The sequence below is a fragment of the Bacteroides sp. 90-K9/2 genome, assembly GCF_047310725.1.
Taxonomy (GTDB): Bacteria; Bacteroidota; Bacteroidia; order Bacteroidales; family Bacteroidaceae; genus Bacteroides; species Bacteroides vicugnae.
Genome location: NZ_JBCGVL010000001.1, coordinates 559,441 through 584,351, shown reverse-complemented (window position 1 = coordinate 584,351; position 24,911 = coordinate 559,441). Strand labels below are relative to the sequence as shown.

The 24,911-nt window shown below is 34.5% G+C and carries 23 protein-coding genes; all 23 read left to right on the top strand.

Going from position 1 to position 24,911, the window contains the following annotated elements:
- Positions 1 to 31 precede the first annotated feature (31 nt).
- The 23 genes from AAHJ11_RS02330 (at position 32) to AAHJ11_RS02220 (ending at position 24,853) form a co-directional block, all read left to right on the top strand.
- Positions 32 to 1,111: an AAA family ATPase gene (locus AAHJ11_RS02330; RefSeq protein ID WP_007759269.1), complete on the top strand. Its 1,080-nt coding sequence runs from the start codon at positions 32 to 34 to the stop codon at positions 1,109 to 1,111.
- A gap of 14 nt (positions 1,112 to 1,125) precedes the next feature.
- Entirely contained in the window at positions 1,126 to 1,800 is a 675-nt protein-coding gene (locus AAHJ11_RS02325; RefSeq protein WP_281219335.1) for a DUF4276 family protein, read from the top strand.
- A gap of 163 nt (positions 1,801 to 1,963) precedes the next feature.
- The gene (locus AAHJ11_RS02320) at positions 1,964 to 3,277 is read left to right on the top strand and encodes a UDP-glucose dehydrogenase family protein (protein WP_008999191.1); all 1,314 of its coding nucleotides are present in this window, start codon (positions 1,964 to 1,966) and stop codon (positions 3,275 to 3,277) included.
- A gap of 78 nt (positions 3,278 to 3,355) precedes the next feature.
- On the top strand, positions 3,356 to 4,336 hold the full coding sequence (locus tag AAHJ11_RS02315; protein ID WP_320982990.1) for an acyltransferase: 981 nt from the start codon (positions 3,356 to 3,358) through the stop codon (positions 4,334 to 4,336).
- 25 nt (positions 4,337 to 4,361) lie between these two features.
- Positions 4,362 to 5,897, top strand: coding sequence for an oligosaccharide flippase family protein (locus AAHJ11_RS02310; protein WP_320982989.1), 1,536 nt, complete (start codon positions 4,362 to 4,364; stop codon positions 5,895 to 5,897).
- Between the two features lie 5 nt (positions 5,898 to 5,902).
- The gene (locus AAHJ11_RS02305) at positions 5,903 to 6,796 is read left to right on the top strand and encodes a polysaccharide pyruvyl transferase family protein (RefSeq protein ID WP_413579016.1); all 894 of its coding nucleotides are present in this window, start codon (positions 5,903 to 5,905) and stop codon (positions 6,794 to 6,796) included.
- A 5-nt stretch (positions 6,797 to 6,801) separates the two neighbouring features.
- Positions 6,802 to 7,755, top strand: a complete 954-nt coding sequence (locus tag AAHJ11_RS02300; protein ID WP_320982987.1) for a glycosyltransferase family 2 protein — start codon at positions 6,802 to 6,804, stop codon at positions 7,753 to 7,755.
- Positions 7,756 to 7,857: 102 nt separating this feature from the next.
- On the top strand, positions 7,858 to 8,679 hold the full coding sequence (locus AAHJ11_RS02295; protein ID WP_413579014.1) for a hypothetical protein: 822 nt from the start codon (positions 7,858 to 7,860) through the stop codon (positions 8,677 to 8,679).
- An 11-nt stretch (positions 8,680 to 8,690) separates the two neighbouring features.
- Positions 8,691 to 9,572: a glycosyltransferase family 2 protein gene (locus AAHJ11_RS02290; RefSeq protein ID WP_061448665.1), complete on the top strand. Its 882-nt coding sequence runs from the start codon at positions 8,691 to 8,693 to the stop codon at positions 9,570 to 9,572.
- Entirely contained in the window at positions 9,569 to 10,591 is a 1,023-nt protein-coding gene (locus AAHJ11_RS02285) for a hypothetical protein (protein WP_320982985.1), read from the top strand. The genes AAHJ11_RS02290 and AAHJ11_RS02285 overlap by 4 nt, the downstream gene beginning before the upstream one ends.
- A gap of 73 nt (positions 10,592 to 10,664) precedes the next feature.
- Positions 10,665 to 11,600, top strand: a complete 936-nt coding sequence (locus AAHJ11_RS02280; RefSeq protein WP_320982984.1) for a glycosyltransferase — start codon at positions 10,665 to 10,667, stop codon at positions 11,598 to 11,600.
- The gene (locus AAHJ11_RS02275; RefSeq protein ID WP_320982983.1) at positions 11,600 to 12,571 is read left to right on the top strand and encodes a glycosyltransferase; all 972 of its coding nucleotides are present in this window, start codon (positions 11,600 to 11,602) and stop codon (positions 12,569 to 12,571) included. Before AAHJ11_RS02280 ends, AAHJ11_RS02275 begins: the two co-directional genes overlap by 1 nt.
- 14 nt (positions 12,572 to 12,585) lie before the next feature.
- Positions 12,586 to 13,860, top strand: coding sequence for an EpsG family protein (locus AAHJ11_RS02270; RefSeq protein ID WP_413579013.1), 1,275 nt, complete (start codon positions 12,586 to 12,588; stop codon positions 13,858 to 13,860).
- A 5-nt stretch (positions 13,861 to 13,865) separates the two neighbouring features.
- Positions 13,866 to 15,071 (top strand): glycosyltransferase family 4 protein, encoded by a 1,206-nt coding sequence (locus tag AAHJ11_RS02265; protein ID WP_320982981.1) that lies wholly within the window; start codon positions 13,866 to 13,868, stop codon positions 15,069 to 15,071.
- Between the two features lie 2 nt (positions 15,072 to 15,073).
- A complete protein-coding gene (locus tag AAHJ11_RS02260) occupies positions 15,074 to 17,017 on the top strand; it encodes a capsular polysaccharide synthesis protein (protein ID WP_413579011.1) in 1,944 nt (647 codons plus the stop codon).
- A gap of 9 nt (positions 17,018 to 17,026) precedes the next feature.
- Positions 17,027 to 18,184 carry a glycosyltransferase family 4 protein gene (locus AAHJ11_RS02255; RefSeq protein ID WP_320982978.1) on the top strand — a complete coding sequence of 386 codons (1,158 nt, stop codon included), beginning with the start codon at positions 17,027 to 17,029 and terminating at the stop codon, positions 18,182 to 18,184.
- Positions 18,181 to 18,744 (top strand): DapH/DapD/GlmU-related protein, encoded by a 564-nt coding sequence (locus AAHJ11_RS02250; RefSeq protein ID WP_320982977.1) that lies wholly within the window; start codon positions 18,181 to 18,183, stop codon positions 18,742 to 18,744. Before AAHJ11_RS02255 ends, AAHJ11_RS02250 begins: the two co-directional genes overlap by 4 nt.
- Positions 18,745 to 18,752: 8 nt before the next feature.
- Positions 18,753 to 19,610 carry a glycosyltransferase family 2 protein gene (locus AAHJ11_RS02245; protein WP_413579010.1) on the top strand — a complete coding sequence of 286 codons (858 nt, stop codon included), beginning with the start codon at positions 18,753 to 18,755 and terminating at the stop codon, positions 19,608 to 19,610.
- A gap of 38 nt (positions 19,611 to 19,648) precedes the next feature.
- On the top strand, positions 19,649 to 20,746 hold the full coding sequence (locus tag AAHJ11_RS02240) for a glycosyltransferase family 2 protein (RefSeq protein WP_413579008.1): 1,098 nt from the start codon (positions 19,649 to 19,651) through the stop codon (positions 20,744 to 20,746).
- Positions 20,747 to 20,754: 8 nt separating this feature from the next.
- Positions 20,755 to 21,669, top strand: coding sequence for an acyltransferase family protein (locus AAHJ11_RS02235; protein ID WP_413579006.1), 915 nt, complete (start codon positions 20,755 to 20,757; stop codon positions 21,667 to 21,669).
- A gap of 11 nt (positions 21,670 to 21,680) precedes the next feature.
- Complete coding sequence (locus tag AAHJ11_RS02230) at positions 21,681 to 22,640, top strand: acyltransferase family protein (RefSeq protein WP_061448685.1); 960 nt, start codon at positions 21,681 to 21,683, stop codon at positions 22,638 to 22,640.
- A gap of 8 nt (positions 22,641 to 22,648) precedes the next feature.
- Positions 22,649 to 23,431: an acyltransferase family protein gene (locus tag AAHJ11_RS02225; RefSeq protein ID WP_413579004.1), complete on the top strand. Its 783-nt coding sequence runs from the start codon at positions 22,649 to 22,651 to the stop codon at positions 23,429 to 23,431.
- 186 nt (positions 23,432 to 23,617) lie between these two features.
- Positions 23,618 to 24,853: a glycosyltransferase family 4 protein gene (locus AAHJ11_RS02220; protein ID WP_320982972.1), complete on the top strand. Its 1,236-nt coding sequence runs from the start codon at positions 23,618 to 23,620 to the stop codon at positions 24,851 to 24,853.
- Positions 24,854 to 24,911 lie beyond the last annotated feature (58 nt).

Below are 24,911 nucleotides of genomic sequence, written 5' to 3'. Positions count from 1 at the left end.
GCTATCTTTGCAAGTAAATGTAAGTTAGATTATGATTGATGCTATAACAATAGAAGGCTATAAGTCCATCAAGGCTCAAGAGGTGAAGTTAAGTCCCATCAATATCTTGATAGGTGGAAATGGTATAGGTAAGACTAATTTTATTTCAGCCTTTGAACTGATACGTGATATCTATGAGCAACAATTGCAAAATCATGTATTGAGAAAAGGAGGAGCTAACTGTCTGCTTTATAATGGCAAGAAGTATACTGACCGAATCACTGTGGACTTGTTGTTTACGCATGACCACAGTAAAAATAGATATATTGTCGTGTTGGAGGAATCACAGGATCGATTGTTTGTGAAAGAAGCGAAAACAGCCTTCCTTAGTGGAGCGGTTTGGCATATCCAGACCTGCGACACAAATAAGGAAGAGGCGTCTATCAAGCAAGACCGTTGTGGACAGGCGTGGTATGTAGGCCCTCTGTTGGAACAGTTTGAGATTTATCATTTCCATGATACGGGAGATAAGTCGCCTATGAAAGACTTTGCACCTTTACACGACAATGTACGTCTCAAACGTGACGGATCGAACATTGCTCCATATTTATATTTACTGAAACAGAAATATCTCAAGCATTACCTGCGAATAGAGAAAATGGTGGCATCGGTGTCTCCGTTTTTCGACTCATTCGTGCTTGAACCCAATCGATTGAATCCGAATACGATTCGTCTTGAATGGAAACAGAAAGATGTGCCGGATATGACATTCAATGCTTATCAGTTGTCCGATGGCTCTTTGCGCTTCATTTGTCTGGCTGCGTTACTGATGCAACCCGAACCGCCCCAAACCATTTTGATAGACGAACCGGAACTGGGGTTGCATCCCTTAGCCATTAACAAACTCTGCGCCATGTTGAAGAAAGTATCTTCAAGTTCTCAAATCATCGTATCGACGCAGTCCGTGAATTTGGTGGATAATTTCGCACCGGAAGATATTATCGTTGCTGATAGAAAAGGAAACGAAACAGTATTCTGCCGTCTGGACGGAAAGGATTTGGAGGAGTGGCTGAAGGATTATAGTATGGGCGAGTTGTGGGAGAAAAATCTTGTTGGCGGACAGCCTTTCTAAAGCGGATTGGCACTATGGAAAAAGGAAACAGACTGGTTTTTATCGTAGAGGGTGATTGTGAGGTTGCTTTCATTAATAAGATGATTATTCCCTATCTTTATAAGTATGTTGGGACTGCCCAATGGAGCATGAATGCCCAAAAGATTACCACTAATCGTAAGCTGAACAGAAAAGGTGGAAATGTGAACTATGCTTATTTGAAGAATGAGGTAGAGCGGGTGGCCGCCCAGCAAGGTAATATATGGATAACCACTTTCTTGGATTTTTTTAGATTACCCAATGATTTTCCTAACTACAGTCTTGAGTGCAGGAATATAGATGCTATCGAGGAAGGGATAAAGTCGGATCTGGGGTATGAAAGACTGGTGCCTTACATACAGAAGTATGAGTTTGAAACTTTATTGTTTGTTTCTATGGATGGATTTAATCTGTTGCTTGATGATAGCGGACAATTGGATCAGATTCAGGAAATCATAGATTCTTATGCAAACGTCGAAGATATAAACGGAGGGGTGGAAACTGCGCCTTCGAAAAGACTGTCACGTATTTTTGATTACAACAAGGTAGCCGATAGTGGACTTGTACTTGATGAACTGGATGTTGAAACGATGCGGAAAAAGTGTCCTCGTTTCGACAAATGGATAGAAAAATTAATCGGGATTATTCAGTCAGTTGCAAATGCTAACTGACATCACGTGTATGGAGAACACAAAGCAAAGGAAGAATAAACTTTAAAATTTTAATTATACATCAATCTATTTTTATATAGGTGAATACTTCCAAGTATTTACCCCTATGAGACATGCTCTTAATTCTGCATAAAATAAGCAGGAACTTTATCAATAATAATATATGAATATAGCAATTGTAGGCACAGGCTATGTTGGCTTGGTGTCCGGTACTTGTTTTGCAGAAATGGGTGCCACTGTGACTTGTGTTGACGTAGATACTAATAAGATTAGCAAGTTGAAAGCCGGTGAAATGCCTATTTATGAACCAGGGTTGGAAGAATTGGTAAAACGCAACGTTGGCTATGGGCGCCTTCACTTTACAACAGATTTGATCGAAGTTTTGGATGATGTGGAAGTCGTCTTTTCCGCAGTAGGAACTCCTCCTGACGAAGATGGTAGCGCCGATCTGAAGTATGTGCTTGCCGTAGCCCGCCAGTTTGGACAAAATATCAATAAATATACCATTCTGGTCACCAAATCTACTGTACCTGTGGGTACTGCTCAAAAAGTGAAGGCTGTCATTCAAGAGGAGTTGGACAAGCGTGGGGCAGATGTACCCTTCGATGTAGCCAGTAACCCCGAATTCTTGAAAGAAGGTGCCGCTATCAAAGACTTTATGAGTCCTGACCGGGTGGTAGTTGGCGTTGAGAGCAAGAAAGCTGAAGAGGTGATGACCAAGCTCTATCAACCTTTCTTGCTCCAGAATTTCCGTGTAATTTTTATGGATATACCTAGTGCTGAAATGACCAAGTATGCTGCTAACGCCATGCTGGCCACCCGTATCAGCTTTATGAACGATATAGCTAATTTGTGCGAGCGAGTAGGGGCTAACGTAGACCATGTACGCAAAGGTATTGGAGCTGATGTGCGTATCGGGCAAAAATTCCTTTATGCCGGTTGCGGATATGGCGGTAGCTGCTTTCCGAAAGATGTGAAAGCTTTGATGCATACAGGTATCGACAACGGTTATCACATGGAGGTGATTGAAGCGGTGGAACGTGTCAACGACCGTCAGAAGAGTATTGTTTATGATAAACTTATCCGTTTGATGGGGGATGTAAAAGGTAAAACTATCGCTATGTTAGGTTTAGCTTTTAAACCTGATACTGATGATATGCGTGAAGCTCCAGCTCTAGTAGTCATTGATAAGTTGCTGAAGGATGGTGCTACCGTGAAAGTGTTTGATCCCATCGCTATGCCTGAATGTAAACGTCGTATCGGCAATGTTGTGACTTATACTGAAAATCTCTATGACTGTGCCGATGGTGCTGATGCGTTGCTGCTGATGACTGAATGGCGACAATTCCGCCTGCCTACTTGGAACGTGATTCAGAAGGTGATGACTGATAAGTATATCGTAGATGGACGTAACATTTGGAATCGTGTGGAGCTGGAAGAAATGGGATTTAGTTATACACGAATTGGAGAGAAATAGAGTAAAATAATAGTGGATTAACAGTATTTCTGGCATTATACGTTTTCAAGGAATACTAATGATAGTGGGTGTTACGGTATGGAGAAGAATAGTAGAAAAGACAGTTTTGATGTTGTGAAATGTTTTGCGGCATTTTTTGTGGTGCAATTGCATACTATTCCTGCGACTGTGTGTCCGTTATTGAATGTAATTGCACGACTGGCTGTTCCTTTGTTTTTCTTAATCACGGGTTATTATTACACATCTATTGTAGAAAAAGGAAAATATGGAGTGCAACTGAAAAAGATCTTTTTGTTGGCTATTGCATCTTCTCTGTTTTATTGGATATACTATGGCTGTATGGCTCTAAAAAATAATATGTTCTATCAATGGTTTATGGACACTTTTAATTCTATATCGATACTGAATTGGGTGCTTATAAATGACACTCCAGGCGTTGGGCATTTATGGTATCTATATGCTATGCTTTATTCATTTATAGCTATTTATGTTATAGATAAATTGAAAATCAAAGTTAAATGGGTGATTCCTATTCTTTTTCTTATTGGATTATATGTAGGATGCAAAGGGTGGCCTTATTCATGGTATCGTAATTGGGCATTTATGGGCGTTCCTTATATCCTTTTGGGGCGTATAATATTTGAGTATAAAGAAATGTTAATATATAAACTGGGGGGGGTAAAAATAGTTTACTTTATTTCTGCTGTTATTATCGGCCTGTTGGGTGAATATAAATTGTATGAAATAGTAGGTATGGATCCTATTCGTGATCATTATGTTTTTATAATATTGATGAGTGGAATTCTTTTTATTTTGGCATTACAATATCCTTATTTTGGCAAAGGAAGTGTTGTCGCAATAATAGGAAGGGAGTATTCTGCATTTATTTATATTCTACATATTTTCATTCTTAGAATATTGTCTTTCTATATAGATTTTTCTTCTTCATTAATGATAAGATTCCTATGCCCTATTATTGTATTTGTGTGTACAATTGTAGTTGCTACTTATATTATTAATATGTATAAATTGTTGTCGAAAAAGTGTGTAACTATTTAATATTGCTGAATTTTTATCTGCGTTCATGAATCAATCTACTGTATCAAATAATAAACTGCTAGTTAAAAATTCTTTGATGCTCTATCTTAGGATGTTCGTAAATATGGGAGTTAGCCTATTTACGTCAAGACTAATTCTGAATGCTTTAGGAGAAACCGATTTTGGTATCTATAATGTAGTTGGTGGTATTGTAGTGATGTTTACATTCATTAATGGCTCTATGAATAGTTCTACTTCTCGTTTCTTGACTGTGAGTTTGGCAAAAGGAAATTCCCAAGAATTGAAGGCAACTTTTAGCTTTGCTGTTACTATTCATGCCATATTAGCTTTTATTATTTTACTCTTGGCAGAAACTTTTGGCTTATGGTTTTTTTACCATAAGATGATTATACCAGCAGAGAGGATGGATACAGCATTTATCTTATATCAGCTTTCTATAATAACTACGATGTTGTCTATAATGAGTGTGCCTTACAATTCTTCTATTATTTCACATGAGAAGATGAATGCTTTTGCTTATATTAGTATTTCGGATGTAGTCTTTAAATTGCTGATTGTGTATATTGTCATTTATTTGCCTTGGGATAAATTATTGCTTTATGCATTATTGCTGTTTATTACGCAGATAGTCAATCAACTCATTTATATCATATATTGTCAGGTACATTTTGAAGAGGCAAAATATAGTTTAACATGGAATAAAAAGCTATTTGTGGAAATGTGTGGCTTTGCAGGTTGGAACATGACTGGTAATTTCGCTTTTGTCTGTTATACGCAAGGTTTAAACTTGCTGATAAATATGTTTTTTGGTCCATCGGTGAATGCTGCCAGAGGAATTGCGATCCGAGTGCAAGGTATTATTTCTAATTTTGCATCCAATTTTCAAACAGCCATTCACCCACAAATAACAAAAAATTACGCAGTTGGGAATTATGAGTATATGCAAAAACTGATTTTTGCTGAATCAAAATTTTCATTATATTTACTTTTATTGTTGTCTTTGCCTGTACTTGTTGAAGCACAACTGATATTGAACTGGTGGCTTGTAAATGTACCGGAGAATACTGTTGTATTTTTGAGGATCATGTTGTTTACGACTTATATAGAGACCACAACTAATCCCCTTCTAGTGTCTGCTTTAGCAACTGGTAATGTTAAAAAATTGCAGCTGGTAATCTGTCCTCTATTATTATGTATTCTTCCTTTGTCTTATCTTTTTTTGAAGTTTGGAGCACCTGCTTATTCTGTCTTTATAGTAAATTTGCTTATTTTATTTCTCTCATTAATAATTCGAGTCTTTATGCTTAAACCTTTTATTGGTTTATCTCCCAAGCATTATTTTGTAGATGTTATCATTCGATGTATGGGCGTTGGAATTTTATCTTCTGTATTGCCAATATATTTATTCTATATTATAGAACCACCATTTTTCCGTTTTTTTATAGTATGTGTGTCTTCTGTGCTATCTGTTGTTTCTGTAGTATACTTCATTGGGATAAATCATGAAGAACGATTGTTTGTTAGAGCGAAAATCAGGAATGTGATAAATTATAAAAGATAAATAGAATGAATAAAAGAATCAATCTTGTATATTGGAATAAACCGAATTTTGGGGATCAATTAAGTCCTTATATCATTAATAAATTGAGTGGATTGCCTATACAATATAAACGAGGTCCGGTGAGCGTTAGAAGGTCAATAAAAGAAATCTTAAAATATCTCATCTGTAATAACCGAAAAGCACTGAAAGATATGTTGTTTTCTTGGGAACATAATATTATAGGTATAGGTTCTGTGATTAATTTGGGAAATCATAAGTCACATATTTGGGGGAGTGGTTTTATGAATACTGACCAAACATTTCATGGTGGAATAGCTTGTGCTGTAAGAGGGGAATATACCAATAATAAGATTATATCGATGGGTTATTCAGGATGTTGTGTTTTTGGTGATCCCGCTTTACTATTGCCACTGGTTTATGAACCTACCCCCCCCAATGTTAAAAATATTCAAATAGGTATTGTCCCGCATTTCAGCGAAGTTGATTACTTTATAAAACAATATGGTCTTAAGTATACGGTGATAGATTTGCGAACCTTTGAGGTGGAAAAAGTTATAGACGAAATCAATAGTTGCCAATATGTTTTATCCTCATCTCTTCATGGAATTATCGTAGCGCACGCCTATCATATTCCGTGTATTTGGATTCAAAAAGGTTACATTCATACAGATGGTATAAAGTTCTATGATTATTTTAGCTCGGTAAATATACCTATTTATGAAGGTTTTACTGATATAGAGGATATCCTTTCAGATTTGTCTAGCTGTTTGAACTTTTTTGAAAGATATTCGTCCATTGCATTACCTCATAAATCTCTTGTTGAAATTCAACAAGATTTGCTAGACGTTGCTCCATTTCCTGTAAAACAAGAATATAGAAATCTTTTAAAAAAGAGCTAATATTTATGATTTCCATCATTATTGCGGCATACAATGCGGCTTCATTTATAACCACTTGTATAGATAGTTGTCTGAATCTGTTAGGTTCGGAGACGGAGATTATTATTATAAATGATGGTAGTACAGATGATACTTTAGCCATTTGTAACCAGATGGCTAATTGCTATTCTAATATATTTATTTTCTCACAGGATAATCAAGGTGTTAGTGCAGCACGCAATGAAGGGCTTTTGAGGGCCCATAATGAATGGGTTTTATTTATGGATGCTGATGATTGGTTAAATAAACGTGATATGGAATTTCTTATTACGAATTTGAAGCAGCTTGATGAAGCTATTGATATTTGTACATTTGGTTATAATACAATTCTGCAGGATAAGATTATAGAGCATCGTGAACAGGATAGGGTGTGTGCACCAATAGAGATTTTAAATTCTGCATCATTTAAATTGGCAAGTTGGAATTATGTGTTTCGACGTACTCTATTGATAAATAATGATATAAATTTCCCTGAAGGTGTGATTTGTACAGAAGATCAAAACTTCAATATAAAAGCATTGTGTCAAGCCCGCGTAGTGCAATCTTTCAATTTGATAGTTTATAATTATAATTGTACAAATATATATTCTGCTTCACATAAGAAACACTCGGAAGCATGGATTAAGAGTCGGTTGCTTTCTGCTAACAATATATTATCTTATTGTATATTGCACGATGTGCCTTTACTTAATGTTTATGCTCAAGTAAAAAGGTTGTATGAATCTTATATGAATGATTTTACAACAGATATATCGGTGAAGGAAAGAGCGACTTTCTTTATCTCTGAATATAATAAGACAGTTTCTTATTTGCCTGAAATAAAGAATATAAGAAAGTTTAGATTGTGCTATTATAACATGTGGTTGGGGCTTTTGCTTTTTAAAATTCATAAAATTATAGTTTACATAAAAAACAGATGAGTATGTGGTTATCAAAACTGAAAAGAGTATTTTCTAATATGCTGTATATTGATGAAATAATAGATGATATTGTTTCATATAAACTTAGATTCTTAAAGCTTGATGTATTTGCAAATATTAACAAATTGGGGGGTGAATTTGCATCCTTTTGTAGATAGCCAAGGCTATACGCATACTGTGACGGTATCTTTAACTTCTTATGGTGATAGAGTATATTCTGTATGCTATGTAATATATAGCATTTTGATGCAATCCGTACAACCTAACAGAATAATACTATGGCTTTCTGAACAAGAATATAATGATGAAAATTTGCCACAATCATTGAAAGATTTGAGAAGTAGGGGGGTGGAAATAGCTTATTGTCCGGATTACCGTTCGTATAAGAAGATTATTCCTACTCTCCGGAAATATCCGGAAGATGTAATTATAACAATAGATGATGATGTGCTGTATGGACATGAAACTTTAGAATATTTGATTAATGCTTATTTACAGGAACCTGAATATATTTGGTTTATGAGTGGTAGTAAGATGGCTTTTGATAAAAATGGAAACATAAAACCTTATGTAACTTGGTATGATGAGCATTTGACGGCATTAGAATGTAATATTAAGAATTTTCCTACAGGAATTGGAGGTATCTTATATCCTCCTCATTCTTTGGCTGAAGAAGTGACTGACGAGACTTTATTTATGAAATTAGCTCCTACTGCCGATGATATTTGGTTGAAAGCAATGTCTTTAAAGAAAGGTACGAATTGCAGGCAAATAAAATTAAATAAGCCTGTAATGCGCTTCCATACTGGTATAAGGGAAGTGCAAACTAGTGCATTGTGTAAGGATAATATAGAAAAAAATCTGAATGATAAGGCTGTGCACGCTATTTTTGATTATTTTGATTTGTGGAAACTGTTTAATTAGATAACTATTTTATGCATCTTTGTAATTTTACTTTCATTATTCCTCATAAAAATATACCCTCTTTATTACAGCGGTGTATTGACTCTATCCCTCAAAGGGAAGATGTGCATATCGTAGTAGTTGATGACAATAGTGATTCTTGCCAAGTGGATTTTAGCCATTTCCCGGGTCTTAATAATCCTTTTGTGGAGGTTATATTTACGAAAGAAGGATATGGAGCAGGTTATGCTCGTAATGTAGGGTTAAAACAAGTACAGAGTAAATGGGTTTTATTTGCAGATGCTGATGATTTTTTTACACCAGAATTGAATGTCTTTTTGGATAAATATAAAGATTCTACTGCAGATGTAGTTTTTATTACTAATAATACGATTGATTGTGATACATTCATTCCACAAAATCAAGATTTAAAAGTGGCGGAATTAGCTAAAGAGTGTAATCATGAAAATGAATTTGATCCTTTAAGATACAAGTCTCAACCTCCATGGACAAAAATGGTGAAGATGTCGTTAATAAATCAGTATCATATCATGTTCGATGAGACACCTGCTTCAAATGATGTATGGTATAGTGTACAAGTTGGATTTTATGCGCGAAAAATAGAAATTTCTAAAGAAATAGTATATACAAGAACAATTAGACAGGGATCTTTGCAATATTCTCTTGATAAAGAGAGGCTGTTAGCTCGTTTGAAGGTAGGATATAAAGTTAATACTTTCTTAAGGAATCATGGAAAAATTAAATATTATAATGAGATATGGGGCTATTTATTAGATCTTCGCAAAATTAGCTATCCATTGTTTTTTATACAGTTTTTTAAATATATATATAAGACCCCTTTTTTCATTGTAAAAAAACATTTGAAATACAAATTCTTAAAACTTTTCAGATGAATAGTATATTTTATCGTTTAAAGAGGAAAATACGAAAAATGTTTTGTTCGAAACTAGCGTATATGTTTTGGGAGGATAATGAGTCTCTTCGTAGTCATGTAGGTAATTATTATACTAGAACATGCAAAGTAGTTGGTGAGTTTTCTGCTCCTTGTTTGATTATGATGGTAGATGGTCGTTTCCCACATGGTGGTTTGGCGGATAGATTGCGTGGATGTATTAATCTGTATAAGTTTGCAAAAGAAAGGGGGATGGATTTTAGAATTTATTGGAAATCTCCTTTTGATATTCATGAATACTTAACTTGCAATGAATATGATTGGAAAATAGATCAAGATGAAATATCTTATTTTATGGGTGATTCTTTCCCTGTTACTTTGGGCAGTTATTATAAGCAATATTCTTTATCTGAAGCAAAAGAAGCGGAGTTTCAATATCAAAAGATGAATGAGATTATAGATTCCCATCCACATATAAAACAGTTTCATTTTTATACTAATGCTCACTTTGTAGATGATAAGGAATATGCCGAATTATTTAAAGAACTTTTTGTTCTTTCCGAAGGACTCCAAGAAAAGATTTCTTTTTATAGCAAGGTACATAATTATTCTCCATATCTTTCAATGGCTTTTAGATTTAGGCAATTATTAGGTGATTTTGAGGATGCGTCTGGTGGAGAAGTATTGTCAGTGGCAGAACGGAAACAATACATTGAGGATAGTTTGCATCTTATAGATAAGGTTTATGAAGAAAATAATGGTGAGCAAATGATATTTGTGACTTCTGATAGTAAAGACTTTATCAAAGCCGCTAGTGAAAAATCGTATGTATTTACTGTTTCCGGTGAAATAGTGCATATTGATAAACAGTGTACATTAGTAAAAACAGATTATAGTAAAGAGTTTCTTGATATGTTGATGCTAGCACGGAGTAGTTTTATTTATGTATGCAAAAAAGAGCGTATGTTTATGCCTGGCTTTTCGTTAAATGCTGCTAAATTGGGGGGGGGTAATGTTTAAAATAATTAAATATTAAACTGTGGTAATAGTATAACTAGATAAGTATTAACACTGAAGCTAAAACAAGGCTAGCATGAATGACTTTAAACATTTTATCCTAACTCGTTTCAATATACCTTTCATTCGTAAAGATAGTGTAGACTTTCTATTTTCTGATTCCTATTTGAATGAACGTTATTCTATATTTGAGAATACATGTTTCTCTTCAATGTGTAATCAAAAAAATAAAGATTTTATATGGTTGGTATTTTTTGATAAAAGAACGCCCAAGTCTTTTGTATATCGGAATGAACAATTACAGAAGTTGTGCAAAAATTTTAAGCCAATTTATGTTGATATGAATTATATAGCCAATTTAGCAATTGAATCGTCTTATGTAATATACGCTAATGAGATTGCTCCTGTTAATGAGAATGATTATGGTGTAATGATGGGGCGAGTATGGTTGGCTGAATACTACAATTTGCTGATTCGTTCGTATTGTGAAGATTCTATAGAATATGTGATAACAACCCGTATTGATAACGATGATTGTTTTGAGTGTGATATGGTAGAGGCTGTAAAGAAGTATGCAACAATTGATACGGTTGATCATATTTTAAGTTTTGATATGGGGATACAGTATTTTAATAATACGTGTATAGCTCAACGCTTTTATTATCCTAATAATCATTTTACATCGATGCTCGAAAAGCTGGATAAACCCTTGCGGACTGTATTTTATTGGGATCATTTCTTTGTAGAGAAATTTATGCCTGTAATTCATATTTCAGAAAAGCCGCTGTGGCTCGAAATACTACATAACTCGAATGCGATAAATACTATAAAATTGAATCGTAAAAATAGTTTGTATTTGTCAGGGCTTGATTTGCATCCTTTTGGCATTGATCTCAAATATTCATCGATAAAGATTCTTGTTTCGTTGTTAATAAATCCTAGGCTCTATTTATATCCGTGGATTAAGTATCTTTTACATCTCGCTGCACTAAAAAAGTTTCTGAAAAAGTGATGAGTATTCCTTTTATTTCGATTATAGTACCAGTATATAATGTTGCTCAATTTTTATCGATAACATTGGATAGTATTCTGAATCAGCAGTATACTAATTATGAAATTATTCTGATCAATGATGGATCAACTGATGAAAGTGCGGAGATAGCACAGCGATATGCTTCTAATGACCAGCGTATAGTTTTTATAGATAAGTGCAATGAAGGTGTTGCTACAACACGTAATAAGGGGTTAGAAGTCAGTAGAGGGATTTATATCATGTTCTTGGATGCGGATGACATAATATATCCTAACACACTAGATAAAATAGCTGCAATGCTCCGAACAACAAATGCCGATTTATTGAGATTTGAGCATCAGACTATAGATGAAGAAGGAAATGAAATGTATCCAAATTACAATATAAGAAGGCGTAAGAAATATGTTGGTTGTGAATTGGACGCGGCTACTTTCATGAACAAAATTTTATTAAATGAGTACTATATGTGTCTCAATATCTTTAAATCCTCGCTTATTAAATCTCATCATATTTCATTTTTACCAGATTGTACTTATAATGAGGATACACTATTTATATTGAAAAGTTTATTATATAGCAAGAAAAACTTTTATATTCCAATCAAGGTGTATGGGTATAGGAAATATAGTGAAGCTGTGACTGCTAAGTTTTCAATGAAGAATTATGAGGATGTGAAACTAGTGTTTACTGAAATTATTCAAATGTCTGAAAACATAACTAATAATTTGAGGACTTCCTTTAAGACTGTTGCAGAAAGTCTTGCCATTCATCTTTATTTGGAGAAGTCTAATATGAATGTTCTTGATGGTGATCTAGATGCTATTATATGTCAATGTACAAATAGGCCGGTTATGGTGGAATGGAAATGTATCTCTTTGTTGGGGGATAAAGGTTTTAAGTTATGGAGGAGTCTTTTTCTTCTTAAAAGGATATTAAATCGATTAATGTAATAGAGGTAGATATAATGATCCATCAATTCCTAAATAAAGACTCCAAAACAAACTGGGGTTATATCATTGGATATTTCATATTATTCTTGATTGCACCTCCTTTTATTGCTATTCCCACCATAATAGTTTATATGGTCACTAAATCCCATGCGACTAAATCTGATTATTATCTGTGTTTCTTTGCTATTGCAGGTTATTTTGCAGCTATTAATGCCACGAAACGTATGGGGGGAGATCAATGGCAATATTATGTTGCTTATATGAATGTTCCAGATGTGGGGTTCTGGAAATCATTGGTTTACATCTATGGAATAGACTATTTTAAAGATTCGTCTAGAATGCAAGTTTCAGGAGAGTTTATGAATGGTATATATAACTATTTGGGATATTATCTTACCTTTGGTTATTATCCTCTGTATGCAGCGTTGTTGACTTTTATGGACTACTTGCTTGTTTTTTGGGGATTACGCAGATTTTGTTTATCAATGAAGAAACCGCATATACCTATAATAGCTGGGGTTTTTACATTATCGTTTTTTTATCTTTTTTTTCAATATACCTTGCAAATTCAAAAGCAATTTCTTGCCCAGTGTATTATGATGTACGTTTTAGGAAATTATGCCTATTATGGTAAAATGCGAAAGAAGGATTGGATTATGGCTGTTTGTGCAGTGTTTACTCATGCTGCAACGTTGCTCTTTGTACCTTTCTTTATTTTCAAACCTCTACATCGCAGACTAACGAAAAAGGGCTTGTTTTTTATTGGAGCAGCTTTTGCTATACTAATTATTATAGCTCCTAGATTGGCATCAGGTATAGCAACAGATACTAGTTCTGCTTTGACATATGGTGTATCTCGCTTGGCGACCAGTGAAACTCTTAATGATACGGAGTTTGGCCTTGTATGGGCTCAAGTCTTTATAATAGCTCTTCCTATGGCATTAATTGCATTCCGCAAACTATGGCTAGAACGTAAAACATTATCTGATAGTAGTGCCTTTATTCTGAATATTACTCTTTTATTATTGCTTACTATAGTAGCAATGTATAGACAGCCATTAGCGCAATATCGTTATTTTATGATGTTATTTGCCTTCATGCCTTTTATTTATCCTTTTGCTTTTGATAATATCAGAAATAGGGATATGTTGCTTAAAGTGATTGCAGTAGTGATGATTTTGTGGTTTTACTATCAGTTCGAACTAATTGTTTGGGATTATGCTCCTCTAGTGGATATTATTATTAAGAGTCCGATTTTTCTGTTATTTGGTAATTATTATACGGTATAGTAGATATGCATATTTGTTTTGTCTGTCGTGAATATCCACCTTCATTAAGAGGTGGTGGAATAGCTTCGTACATAAAAGAAGTTGTACATGGTTTGCATGCAGTTGGACATCAAATTACAGTGATTTGCGCATCGGATAATACATGTCAAAAATCAATGTATGATGATGAAGGTATATGCGTAATACGTCTTAGAGGGGGGGATTTTCTTATTCCTGAAGTCGAGAAGCCTTCTTTATGGAAGAAATTTCGTCCTCTATATCGTTTTTATAGTTATCGTAAGCGCATTGTATTAGCTATAAGGAAGTTAGGTGATGTGGATATAGTAGAAGTGCCTGAATATGGAGCAGAGGGGTATTTCTTACATCAATTGAATATTCCCGTGGTGGTACGATTGCATACGCCAATGTTACTCGATCATTATAGATTTTCTCTTCAATCTTTCTCAAAAAATAATTGGCATTACTACTGGCAAGGAAAGAAGGAGCTCCAAGAGATGAAAAAGGCTGCCTATTTGTCATCATGTAGCACTTCGCTCAAAATATGGGCAGAGCAGTATGCTGGAGTAATGAAAGACAGAGCACGGGTGATTTATAATCCTATTGATATGAATGCGTGGAAGGGCTTTCGGAGAAAAGAAGAATACCGTGAAGTGAAAGAGATTCTTTTTGCTGGTACTATTTGTGATTGGAAAGGATGTGGCGATTTAGCGGAAGCTTGCCGAATACTTCATCAAGAGGATGCTTCTTGCCAGTTTCGTTTAAGTCTAGTGGGAAAAACTGGAATTTTTGCGGAACAATTACAAGCTAAGTATGGAGATGAACCTTGGTTTAATTTAGTAGGTAAGGTACAACGTGAGGAGTTGATGGAAAGATATACTACCGCTGATGTAATTTGTTTTCCTTCATGGTGGGAAAATATGCCTATGGTATGTATTGAAGCGATGCTTTGCGGAGGAATAGTATTAGGTAGTAGTTCGGGCGGTATGAGTGAAATTATTGAGGATGGTAAAAGTGGATTTCTGATAGAACCTCGTAATCCTCGATGTTTAGCCGATAAAATAAGGCAGATATTTAATTTATCGGAAGGAGAGAAGGCCAATGTCTCATTGAGCGCTAAGCAGCGTATCAAAGATGCTTTCAGCTTGGATATGATTATAAAGCAGCAGATTGCTTATTATAAGGAAGTGGTAGAGGATTATAAGAATAAGTAAATATGATTAACAGGAATTATAGCGTGACTATTCGTACGTTGGGAACAGCCGAAGATAAATATCAACGCACATTGGATAGTATTGCCACACAAAGCATTCAGCCTAAAGAAGTAATTATTGTTTTGGCTAATGGTTATGAATGCCCTAAAGAGCAATTGGGGTATGAACGTTTTGTGTTTGTAGATAAGGGTATGGTCAATCAGCGTGTTGCGTGTTTTGATGAGTCTTCTTCAGAATATACTTTAGCCTTAGACGATGATGTAGAGTTTTCCTCCAATTTTGTGGCTTCTTTATTTGATACTATGGAAAAGTGTAAAGCGGATTTTGTTTCCCCACTGGTAAAAGAAGTAAACATTTCGGGGGGGAGATATACACTAATTAATAAAATAAAAGATTGGCTATTGGGAGTTTCTATTAGAAAACGTTTGAAAGATTCATTCATGGTGAAAGTATGGCGTACTGGTGGATTTATAGTGAATAGTGCGGTAGAAGATAATAAACAGTATTATAGTCAAAGTGGTCATGGTACGTGTGTGTTCGGACGTACAAAGGCCTTGAAAGAGTTGCATTTTGAAGAAGAGTTATGGTTGCAAGATGCCAAGTATGCATTACCGGATGATATGGTGATGTTCTATAAACTTTATTTGAAGGGTAATGTGATTGCTATGAATCGTGAAGTGGAGTTTGTACATCTTGATGCTGGTTCTTCGCTAATGGATGACAATAAAAAATTGAATAATATATATGCTTCGGCTCGTAATGGTTTAATCTTTTGGCATCGGTTCATTTATAAATGTAGGGATAAGAAATGGCTATCTATACTGTGTATTGTCCGACGCATATTCTTTACTTCTCTTTTCGCTCTGCTCAAAGGAGTAATCAGATGGGATATACGCTATTTTAAAACTTACATGGAAGGGTATAGAGATGGATGGAAATATATTCATACGAGTACGTATAATGAATTGTCGAATATTGTAAAGTGCTCTGGAGGTAAAATCAAGAAAGTGTATAGCTTTGGTTTATTTCATGGGTTGGCTTATACTCTATTTGTTTTATCACTTAGATTATTCCCTTCTACAAGAGTTGCTTTATTTTTTAGAAAGATGCATGATGTGGCAGTAAAGCATTATGCAAAACATACTTGCAAACGGGTGGTTCATGAATATGCAGAATTGACAAGTCTAGAACTTTCTCCTCTTACTGATAATCTGCCTATATGGATTTTTTGGTGGCAAGGAGAGAATGAAATGCCTCCTGTAGTAAAGAGTTGTTTGAATTCTGTAAGAAAGTATGCAGGTGCACATCCGGTAAGAGTAGTTTCCCAACATAATATTGATGAATATTTAACCATCCCTCAACATATCAAAGATAGATTAAAACAAAATGTTGGTGATATGATGCAAGGAATGTCTTTTATTCACTTTTCTGATTATGTGCGTATGGCTTTGGTGTATGAACATGGAGGAATTTGGCTAGATGCTACTTGCATGCTCACAGCTCCGCTTTATGTTCCACAAAACGCATCTTTTGTGAGTGTAAGGACGAATAAATTGGACTCTGTACCAAATAGAGGGAAATGGAATATATACTATTTAGGAGCAGCTAAACATAATGTGATGTTTGGATATATGAAAGAGATGCTTTCCGAATATTGGAAAAATAATAAATTTATTATAGATTATTTTTTTACTGATTATTGTTTGAGTTTGGCTTATGATTTATATCCTAATGTTAGAAAGATGATTGATGCTTTACCAGCTTTGAACTCGGATAAAGATGCACATTCCATCTACTTTTTGTTGAATCAGGCCTATGATGAAAATATTTATAATGAGATTGTTTCTAAAGTGAATTTACACAAACTTACTTGGAAGGGGAGACTAAATGAATATACGAATGATGGAATGTATACTTTTTATGGTTGGGTTCTTGAAAACTCATAATATAACAAAATGAAAATATTGTGGATTTCACCGTGGTTCGGTAATTACCGGGTACCGGTATATGAAAACTTAAATAGGCTTTGTAGTGGTAATTTCTACTTGATTTGTTCAGAAGAGAATACTTCAGAACTAGTAAGAGGGAAGTTGAAAGCGGTATTGGGTAATCATGCTATTGTGATGAGTGGTGAACAACGTATGACAATGGGGAGTGATGAGTCGGACTTTGCCAATAGTGCGTTAGTAATAAAGAAGCAACCAGGTTTGTATAAGGCTGTGAAATCTGTGGAGGCAGATGTGATTATTACTGAAGGCTTTGGGGGATGGGCTCCCGCTGGTATTCGCTATGCGGTGACACATCGAAAAAAACTTTGTATGTTCTATGAACGCACAGCTTACGTGGAACGTAACTCCCCTACATGGCGGTCGATGTATCGCCGATTGGTAGGTATACCTGTGGATTATTTTCTAATTAATGGTACGCTTACAGAAGAATATTTGAATGAGGGCTTGCACTTTAAGAGAACTCCGAAAGTAAAAGGTTGTATGTGTGCGGATAGTTTTGGCTTATCACAGGCAGTGGAAAAAGTAACTAGTGCAGACAAAGACGCTTTACGTAAAGAGTTAAACTTAAAGAATGGGTTAACTTTTCTTTTCGTTGGTCAAATGGTGGAACGCAAAGGCATAAAAGAACTGCTTGTGGTATGGGGGCAGCATATTGCAGAATATCCCAACGATAACTTATTGGTAATAGGTAAAGGGATTTTAGAAAAGCCTCTAAAAGAACTGTATGCGGGGGATAGTTCTATTCATATCATGGGGGGCATCAATTACGATGAACTCTATAAATTCTATGCGCTTTGTGATGTATTTATCATGCCTACGCTTGAGGATAATTGGTGTTTGGTGATACCGGAGGCAATGGCATGTGGCAAACCTGTGGCTTGTTCTATTTATAATGGTGGTCATTATGAACTGGTGCAAGATGGGGTGAATGGGTATAAGTTCGATCCTTTGAAGCCTGAATCCATTATAGATATATTAGCAAAATTTCATCAAGCTGATTTGTCGGCTATGGGACAAAAGGCGATTGAAATAGAAAGTAATTATACGCCTGATAAGGCGGCGGCCCGCATCTTTGAGGCTTGTGAAAAAGTATATAAGCGATGAAGATTGATTGTAGTAATATGCCTAATGGGGCAAGCAAACTAAACTTTATATTGCGCTATATTTTCAATCAGTTACGTACGTGGTATATGTTTCATATACGTTATCCATGGGTGAAATATGAGGGTTTTGTACGAGTAATGAAAGGCACGGGCTTTGCACAGAATATGGATGTACGGATAGGACATAATGTGCAATTCGGTGATTACTGCAATGTAGCTTCCAATGTGTATTTTGGGAATAATATTTTGATGGCAGGTCGTGTATGTTTTGTGGGGCGCCAAGACCATACATTTTCTACTCCGGGCAAAACAATATGGAGTGGTGAGCGTGGAGATAATGGTATTACTATTATTGAGGATGATGTATGGATTGGTACTGCCGCTATCATTATGAGTGGGGTTACAATAGGCAGGGGGAGTATTGTAGCTGCCGGATCGGTGGTAACGAAAGATATACCGTCTTGTGAGATATGGGGTGGAGTACCAGCAAGGAAGATTCGTGATAGGTTTGAAACGGAAGAAGAGAAGAAATATCATATTTGTCATGCAAATTTTAAATAATCAAAGATATGTACAATAAATCGAGGATTGCAATATTAATGGCTACTTATAATGGAGAGTGTTATTTAAATTATCAGATAGAATCTATTATGGGGCAGTCTTTTGAGGACTGGACACTATACATAAGGGATGATGGCTCTTCTGATTCTACTGTAGAAATAGTGCGTGAATATTGTAAAAAAGATAGTCGTATTATGTTGGTTGATGATGAAATTAAGCATAGGGGAGCAAAGAAAAGTTTTATTTGGCTATTGGAAAATATTCATTCTGAATATTATATGTTTTCTGATCAGGATGATATATGGTTACCTCATAAAATAGAATCTACTTACTTAAAGATGCTTGAAATGGAAAGTGTTAATCCTACTATACCCATTTTAGTTCATACGGATTTGGCTATTGCAGATGAAGATGGTTTCGTTGTGAAGGGATCACGGTATAAATATGACAAACTTTATCCTGATTGGTTAGATAAATTGAATTGGTTTATTGTATCTTATCGAATATGTGGCAATACGATTATGCTAAACGATAAGGCAAAAGCGGTAGCACTTCCTTTTGATGATAGAATCTATATGCATGACTGGTGGGTAGTGTTAATGACTCTTAAAATGGGGGGGGTAGTTTGTAATTTAAAGAAAAGTACAATTCTTTATAGACAACACAGACAACAAGTTGTTGGTTTGAAAAGCTTTAATTCTATTGAAAAAAAAGAAGATGGTAAAATATCTAATTTTCTAATAAGGTTGAAAGGTAATTTCTATCAGTACAGTTTACTGAATGAATGGGTTGGTATTTCATTTTCTAATTATATATTTCATAAACTCGTATTTTGGATATATAGGTTATTGGAAAAACGTGGATAGATTAGAGACTTCATCTTTTAGAATAAAGAGGAATACATATGAATACAAATAAATACGCTGTTAGCATAATTCTGCCATGCTATAATGTAGCACAATATATAGAAAGAGCTATTGATAGCATACTGATACAAGATTTTAAAGATTATGAGATTATAATCATAAATGATGGTAGTACAGATAATTTATTGCAAAAATGTGATGATTTAGGATATACAGAGAAAGGTTATATCAAAATATTGTCTTTTAAGAATCAAGGATTATCTCAAGCTCGGAATGAAGGTTTAAAGATAGCTCAAGGAGAGTATGTGTATTTCTTTGATCCTGATGATTATATAAATCAAGGAATGTTATCCAAAGTTTATTTAAAAGCAAAAGAGGGTAATTATGATGCAGTACATTTTGGTTTCCAAACTATTTATGAAGATCAAGGAGGTATACATTATGACAAAGCTGAATCACCATACGTATATCAGACAAATGACGAAATAATACATAACTATCTTCCTCGCTTTTTAGGTATAACTCAAGATAATATAAATAGTTTTGTAGACTTGAATCATCTGTGGAATAGTAAAGAATTCTCTGGAGTATGGCGATTTTTATATAAGAGATCTGTTCTAATAGATAATAAAATATTATTTCCAAAGAGAATTAAATTAATAGAAGATAAATTGTTTAATGCTAGATTCTTTTGTTATGCTAAAACGATAGCGCTGATGGATGATGTGTTGTATAATTATGTAATTAAAGAAAAGGGCTTATTGACTTCGTCTTTAAATAATGTTAAGGGGCTAGTGGAAGATAAAATAATAGGTATTGAGCAGAGGGCTATCTTACGAAATCTTTATTTGAAAGAGAAAAATATAGATATTTTTTCATATTATATTGGTACTATTGTGTTTAGTGCTTTAGAATTGATAATGCGTTTATCTGATATATCTTTCTTCTCTTCTAGGAAAGAATTGAAACGATATATGAATATGGAGGATGTTAGAGTTGGAATTAAGGAAATAGATGTGTCCCACTTGCCTTTAAAATTGCGTTTGCCTATTGTAATGTTGAAATATCGTTTGACTTATTTATTATTAGGTGGAATGAGAGTTCTTAAAATGATGGGATTAAAAATTAATATTTGAATCATAGTATGAAACGTAATATATCTTTGGATATAGCAAGAGGGTTAAGTATTATGCTGATTGTATTGAGTCACACTCCTTTTGGTTACTCATATCTCTTTGATTTCTTCTATGTACAGGTCTTTTTCTTTTTGAGTGGAGTTTTTATAAAATCTTCGCATACAGTAGAAAATAGTTTATATAAGAAAGTGAAAGCTTTGATATATCCTTACCTGTTTTTTGCAGTTATCAGTTCTATCGCTGTATTAATGTTGGGTAGAAATACTATTGACGGAATTCATCTTTATGATCCCGACTCGTTTGATAATGGGCCTCTTTGGTTTCTAATAGCATTATTTACATTAAATATTATGTTCTTATTACTTAATGAACTGCCTCAATATGTGCGTTTTTGTATGTTGTGGGTAATTTTTGGTGTTTGCTATTATTTAGGACTGAATGGAATAGATGACTATACAGATATTACCAAAGCTGGTATTTCGCTCCCTATCTTGCTTGCAGGGAATTATTATTTAAAAATAGAACCTTTTTTTAGAAAATACCGATATGTAATTTGTTTGCTTTCGATATTGTTATGTGCACTCTTTATTTGGGTGATACCTGTACATATAGGAATCCGTTGGATGAAACTTCCAGATAATATATTGTTATATCTACTAGCTTCTTTTTCGGGTATTGCTTTTATTTTGTCTATTAGTTGTATTGTAGAGTCAATTCTTATATTACGTAAAAGTTTATCATTTCTTGGAGGTTATTCTCTTTTTATTTTGTGTATGCATTGGCCTATAATACGAATGTTATATGATAAGGCTCATATTTCAAATAATAATATTATTGCTTTTGTAGTTGGTGCAATTGTGTGTTTTACTACGGCAGGTATAGGTGTGATTCTGAAAAAATATTGTCGTTTTTTCTTTAAATAGAGTTGGCAAAAATGAAGCAAAGAAATATTAGTATTGATATTTTGAAATGTTTTGCTGCACTGATTATTACCAACTCGCATATGGATATACTTTATCCAAAGTTTGGTGCATTAGCTACTGGTGGTGCAATTGGTGATGCTCTTTTTTTCTTTTGTTCTGGTTTCACTCTATTCTTGGGTAGAATGGGGCGATTTGATAATTGGTATAAACGACGCATTAACCGTATTTATCCTACTATTTTTGCATGGGCAATACTTGGTTCTTTACTATTTGGTTATCAAAATAATATAAACAATGTACTTCTATCCGGAGGGGGATGGTTTGTTAGTTGCATAATGTTATATTATGTGTTGTTATATTTTATACAACGCTATATGTTTAAATACTTAAGATTAGCATTTATGGCAGTAGCAATAGCATGTGCTGTTTACTTTATGTTAATAAATACTCCAATGGATTTTAATATGTATGGAGCGGGATATTTTAAATGGTTTCATTTCTTCATGTTTATGTTGATGGGAGCGATGATGGGTATTTCACAACGAGAATACAAGTATCATTTTGTATGGGATGGATTGAAACTGATAGGATGTGTTGTAGCATTTTATGCGCTATATGCCTTTAAAGATATTGCGGTATATAATAAATTTCAGATGTTGACTTGGATTCCATTGTTGGGTACAGTATTCTATTTTTTCAAGTTATGTAACTCTGATTTTATGAAAAAGGCCTATCATCATTGTACAGTAGGCTGGATTATCAAACTTGTTGGTGGCTTGTGCTTAGAGATATATTTGGTGCAAACTGCTTTGTTTACAGATAAGATGAATGCAGTCTTTCCGCTTAACTTAATCGTAATGTTTGCAATTATAGTATTTGCAGCGTATATCTTACGTTGCAGTGCAAGGCTATTTGCACAGACATTCAAGGATATGGATTATGATTGGAGGGCAGTGTTTAAAGCCGTATAAGTATTAAGATGAATCTAACTAAGGAACATTCTATACAAATTAAAGGAGTAGCCATTCTTTGTATGGTATTATTTCATTTATTTGGTTTTCCTGAACGTATTCCAACTAGTGTGCTGTGGATGGGAATGCCTATTATCAAGGCACTTCAGATATGCGTACCTATATACCTTTTTATGGCAGGGTATGGTTTGCAATGTATAGTAGCAAAGGGAACAGTAACATGGATGAGCATTGGAAAACGGTTGAAGAAATTATACCTGTCTTTTTGGTGGGTAGCGATATCATTTATTTCTGTCGGTTGTATTGTAGGATATTATGCCCCTGATGTAAAAAACATCTTTTATAATTTATCGGGGCTTACAACTTCATGCAATGGGGAATGGTGGTTTTTTTCGCTCTATGCGGAGTTACTCGTTTTATTTTACTTTGTCAGTAAGATCAAATTAGGATGGAAAGGTTATCTGCTATTGATGTTGGGTTTATTGATTCTTACAAGGGGCTTAAACTGCGCATTACATTTAGATGAGGAGATGATTGTGGAGAGGCATCTGAAAATGATATTAATAGATTTGAATATCTTTATGTTGGGCTGTTTCTTTGCTAAGTTTAATATTTTCGGATGGCTGCATGAACGATGTTATTGGCTCTATGAAAAAATATACTTGGCTCCGTTACTTCTTGTGATACCGATTTTAGTGCGAGCTTATTTGCCTCTTATTGGTATTACAGAGTTGCTGATAGTTCCTATGTTTTGTGTAGGAATTATTAATATATGTAAAACGGAGGGGTAAAATCTTACTTTTCTTTGGAAAACATTCAATGAATCTTTGGCTTGTTCATTCATTTTTTATTTTTTGAATGGTATTTCTTTTATTACAAATAATCCTCTTGTGATGTTTATTACTGTATTAGGATGTTCTTTGCTATGTTCTATAATCATAGAGCTCATAAAATCTAAGATTCATATTTAATTTTATATGCTTTCTATTTTAATTAACGCCTACGCATGTTCACCGAATATGGGTAGCGAACCGGGTATGGCTTGGAATTGGTGTGTAAACTTGGCTAAGTATTGCGAACTACACATCATTACTGAAGGTGAATTCTGTGACAAAATAGAGGCGGTAGTACCTACATTGCCGCAAGGTGGTAATATACACTTCTATTATAATCCGGTATCGGAAGAGGTGAGAAGGATGTGTTGGAATCAAGGCGACTGGCGTTTTTATAAACACTATCGTACTTGGCAATATCGCACGTATGAGATGACTCTTGATATTATGAAGATGCATCATATTGATATAGTGCATCAACTCAATATGATTGGTTTTCGTGAACCGGGATATCTTTGGAAGATAGAGGAGGTTCCGTTTGTGTGGGGACCTATCGGAGGATTGAAACAATTTCCATTGGCATACCTTGAAGGGGCTGGATTAAAAATGAAACTGTTTAATGGATTGAAGAACATTATTAATGTGCTTCAGTTGAAATACGATAAACGAGTAAATGCAGCTTTTAAAAAGGCTGATGTTTTAGTCAGTTCTATACCGGATTCTTATCAAGCTATTAAAAGATATAAAAGATTGGAATCGGTGGTAATACCGGAAACAGGATGTTTCCCTTTGGCATGTGTTTCTACAGATCGATTTGATGACTATTTTTTTCATATTTTGTGGGTAGGGAAATTTGACTTTCGAAAACAATTATCTTTAGCTTTGAGAGCTATCGCTGCAACAAAGAATAAACGCATTTTATTGAATGTTTATGGTACAGGTACAGATGAGCAAGTTTCTGCAGCCAAAGCTTTATCGAATTCGTTAGGTATTATTGATCAAGTGATATGGCATGGGAATAGACCAAATCATGAAGTACATGAGAAAATGTGCTCTTCTCATATATTTTTATTTACCAGTGTGAATGAGGATACTTCTACGGTAGTGCTGGAAGCTGTAAGTAATCAGTTACCGGTGGTGTGTTTTGATGCTTGTGGTATGGCTGCAGTTATAGATGAAACTGTTGGTCGTAAGATAACATTGTCATCTCCAACGCAATCGGTTAAAGATTTTGCTAAAGTATTGAATGAATTAGAAGCAGATAGAGGTTTGTTAAAACAACTTTCATTGAATTGTCGTCAACGACAAGAAGAATTGTCTTGGGATAACAAGGCAAAACAGATGTTGGAACTGTATGAATCATGCTCTCTCAACGTATAGCGATGGGTTTTGATGAGAGCTAAGAAATAATTTCCGCGAGATAAGTGAATGAAATTAA

Bases quoted from the DNA above. Each gene is read 5' to 3' on its own strand.
- AAHJ11_RS02330 (WP_007759269.1), top strand. From the start codon at position 32: ATGATTGATGCTATAACAATAGAAGGCTATAAGTCCATCAAGGCTCAA.
- AAHJ11_RS02325 (WP_281219335.1), top strand. From the start codon at position 1,126: ATGGAAAAAGGAAACAGACTGGTTTTTATCGTAGAGGGTGATTGTGAG.
- AAHJ11_RS02320 (WP_008999191.1), top strand. From the start codon at position 1,964: ATGAATATAGCAATTGTAGGCACAGGCTATGTTGGCTTGGTGTCCGGT.
- AAHJ11_RS02315 (WP_320982990.1), top strand. From the start codon at position 3,356: ATGGAGAAGAATAGTAGAAAAGACAGTTTTGATGTTGTGAAATGTTTT.
- AAHJ11_RS02310 (WP_320982989.1), top strand. From the start codon at position 4,362: ATGAATCAATCTACTGTATCAAATAATAAACTGCTAGTTAAAAATTCT.
- AAHJ11_RS02305 (WP_413579016.1), top strand. From the start codon at position 5,903: ATGAATAAAAGAATCAATCTTGTATATTGGAATAAACCGAATTTTGGG.
- AAHJ11_RS02300 (WP_320982987.1), top strand. From the start codon at position 6,802: ATGATTTCCATCATTATTGCGGCATACAATGCGGCTTCATTTATAACC.
- AAHJ11_RS02295 (WP_413579014.1), top strand. From the start codon at position 7,858: ATGTATTTGCAAATATTAACAAATTGGGGGGTGAATTTGCATCCTTTT.
- AAHJ11_RS02290 (WP_061448665.1), top strand. From the start codon at position 8,691: ATGCATCTTTGTAATTTTACTTTCATTATTCCTCATAAAAATATACCC.
- AAHJ11_RS02285 (WP_320982985.1), top strand. From the start codon at position 9,569: ATGAATAGTATATTTTATCGTTTAAAGAGGAAAATACGAAAAATGTTT.
- AAHJ11_RS02280 (WP_320982984.1), top strand. From the start codon at position 10,665: ATGAATGACTTTAAACATTTTATCCTAACTCGTTTCAATATACCTTTC.
- AAHJ11_RS02275 (WP_320982983.1), top strand. From the start codon at position 11,600: ATGAGTATTCCTTTTATTTCGATTATAGTACCAGTATATAATGTTGCT.
- AAHJ11_RS02270 (WP_413579013.1), top strand. From the start codon at position 12,586: ATGATCCATCAATTCCTAAATAAAGACTCCAAAACAAACTGGGGTTAT.
- AAHJ11_RS02265 (WP_320982981.1), top strand. From the start codon at position 13,866: ATGCATATTTGTTTTGTCTGTCGTGAATATCCACCTTCATTAAGAGGT.
- AAHJ11_RS02260 (WP_413579011.1), top strand. From the start codon at position 15,074: ATGATTAACAGGAATTATAGCGTGACTATTCGTACGTTGGGAACAGCC.
- AAHJ11_RS02255 (WP_320982978.1), top strand. From the start codon at position 17,027: ATGAAAATATTGTGGATTTCACCGTGGTTCGGTAATTACCGGGTACCG.
- AAHJ11_RS02250 (WP_320982977.1), top strand. From the start codon at position 18,181: ATGAAGATTGATTGTAGTAATATGCCTAATGGGGCAAGCAAACTAAAC.
- AAHJ11_RS02245 (WP_413579010.1), top strand. From the start codon at position 18,753: ATGTACAATAAATCGAGGATTGCAATATTAATGGCTACTTATAATGGA.
- AAHJ11_RS02240 (WP_413579008.1), top strand. From the start codon at position 19,649: ATGAATACAAATAAATACGCTGTTAGCATAATTCTGCCATGCTATAAT.
- AAHJ11_RS02235 (WP_413579006.1), top strand. From the start codon at position 20,755: ATGAAACGTAATATATCTTTGGATATAGCAAGAGGGTTAAGTATTATG.
- AAHJ11_RS02230 (WP_061448685.1), top strand. From the start codon at position 21,681: ATGAAGCAAAGAAATATTAGTATTGATATTTTGAAATGTTTTGCTGCA.
- AAHJ11_RS02225 (WP_413579004.1), top strand. From the start codon at position 22,649: ATGAATCTAACTAAGGAACATTCTATACAAATTAAAGGAGTAGCCATT.
- AAHJ11_RS02220 (WP_320982972.1), top strand. From the start codon at position 23,618: ATGCTTTCTATTTTAATTAACGCCTACGCATGTTCACCGAATATGGGT.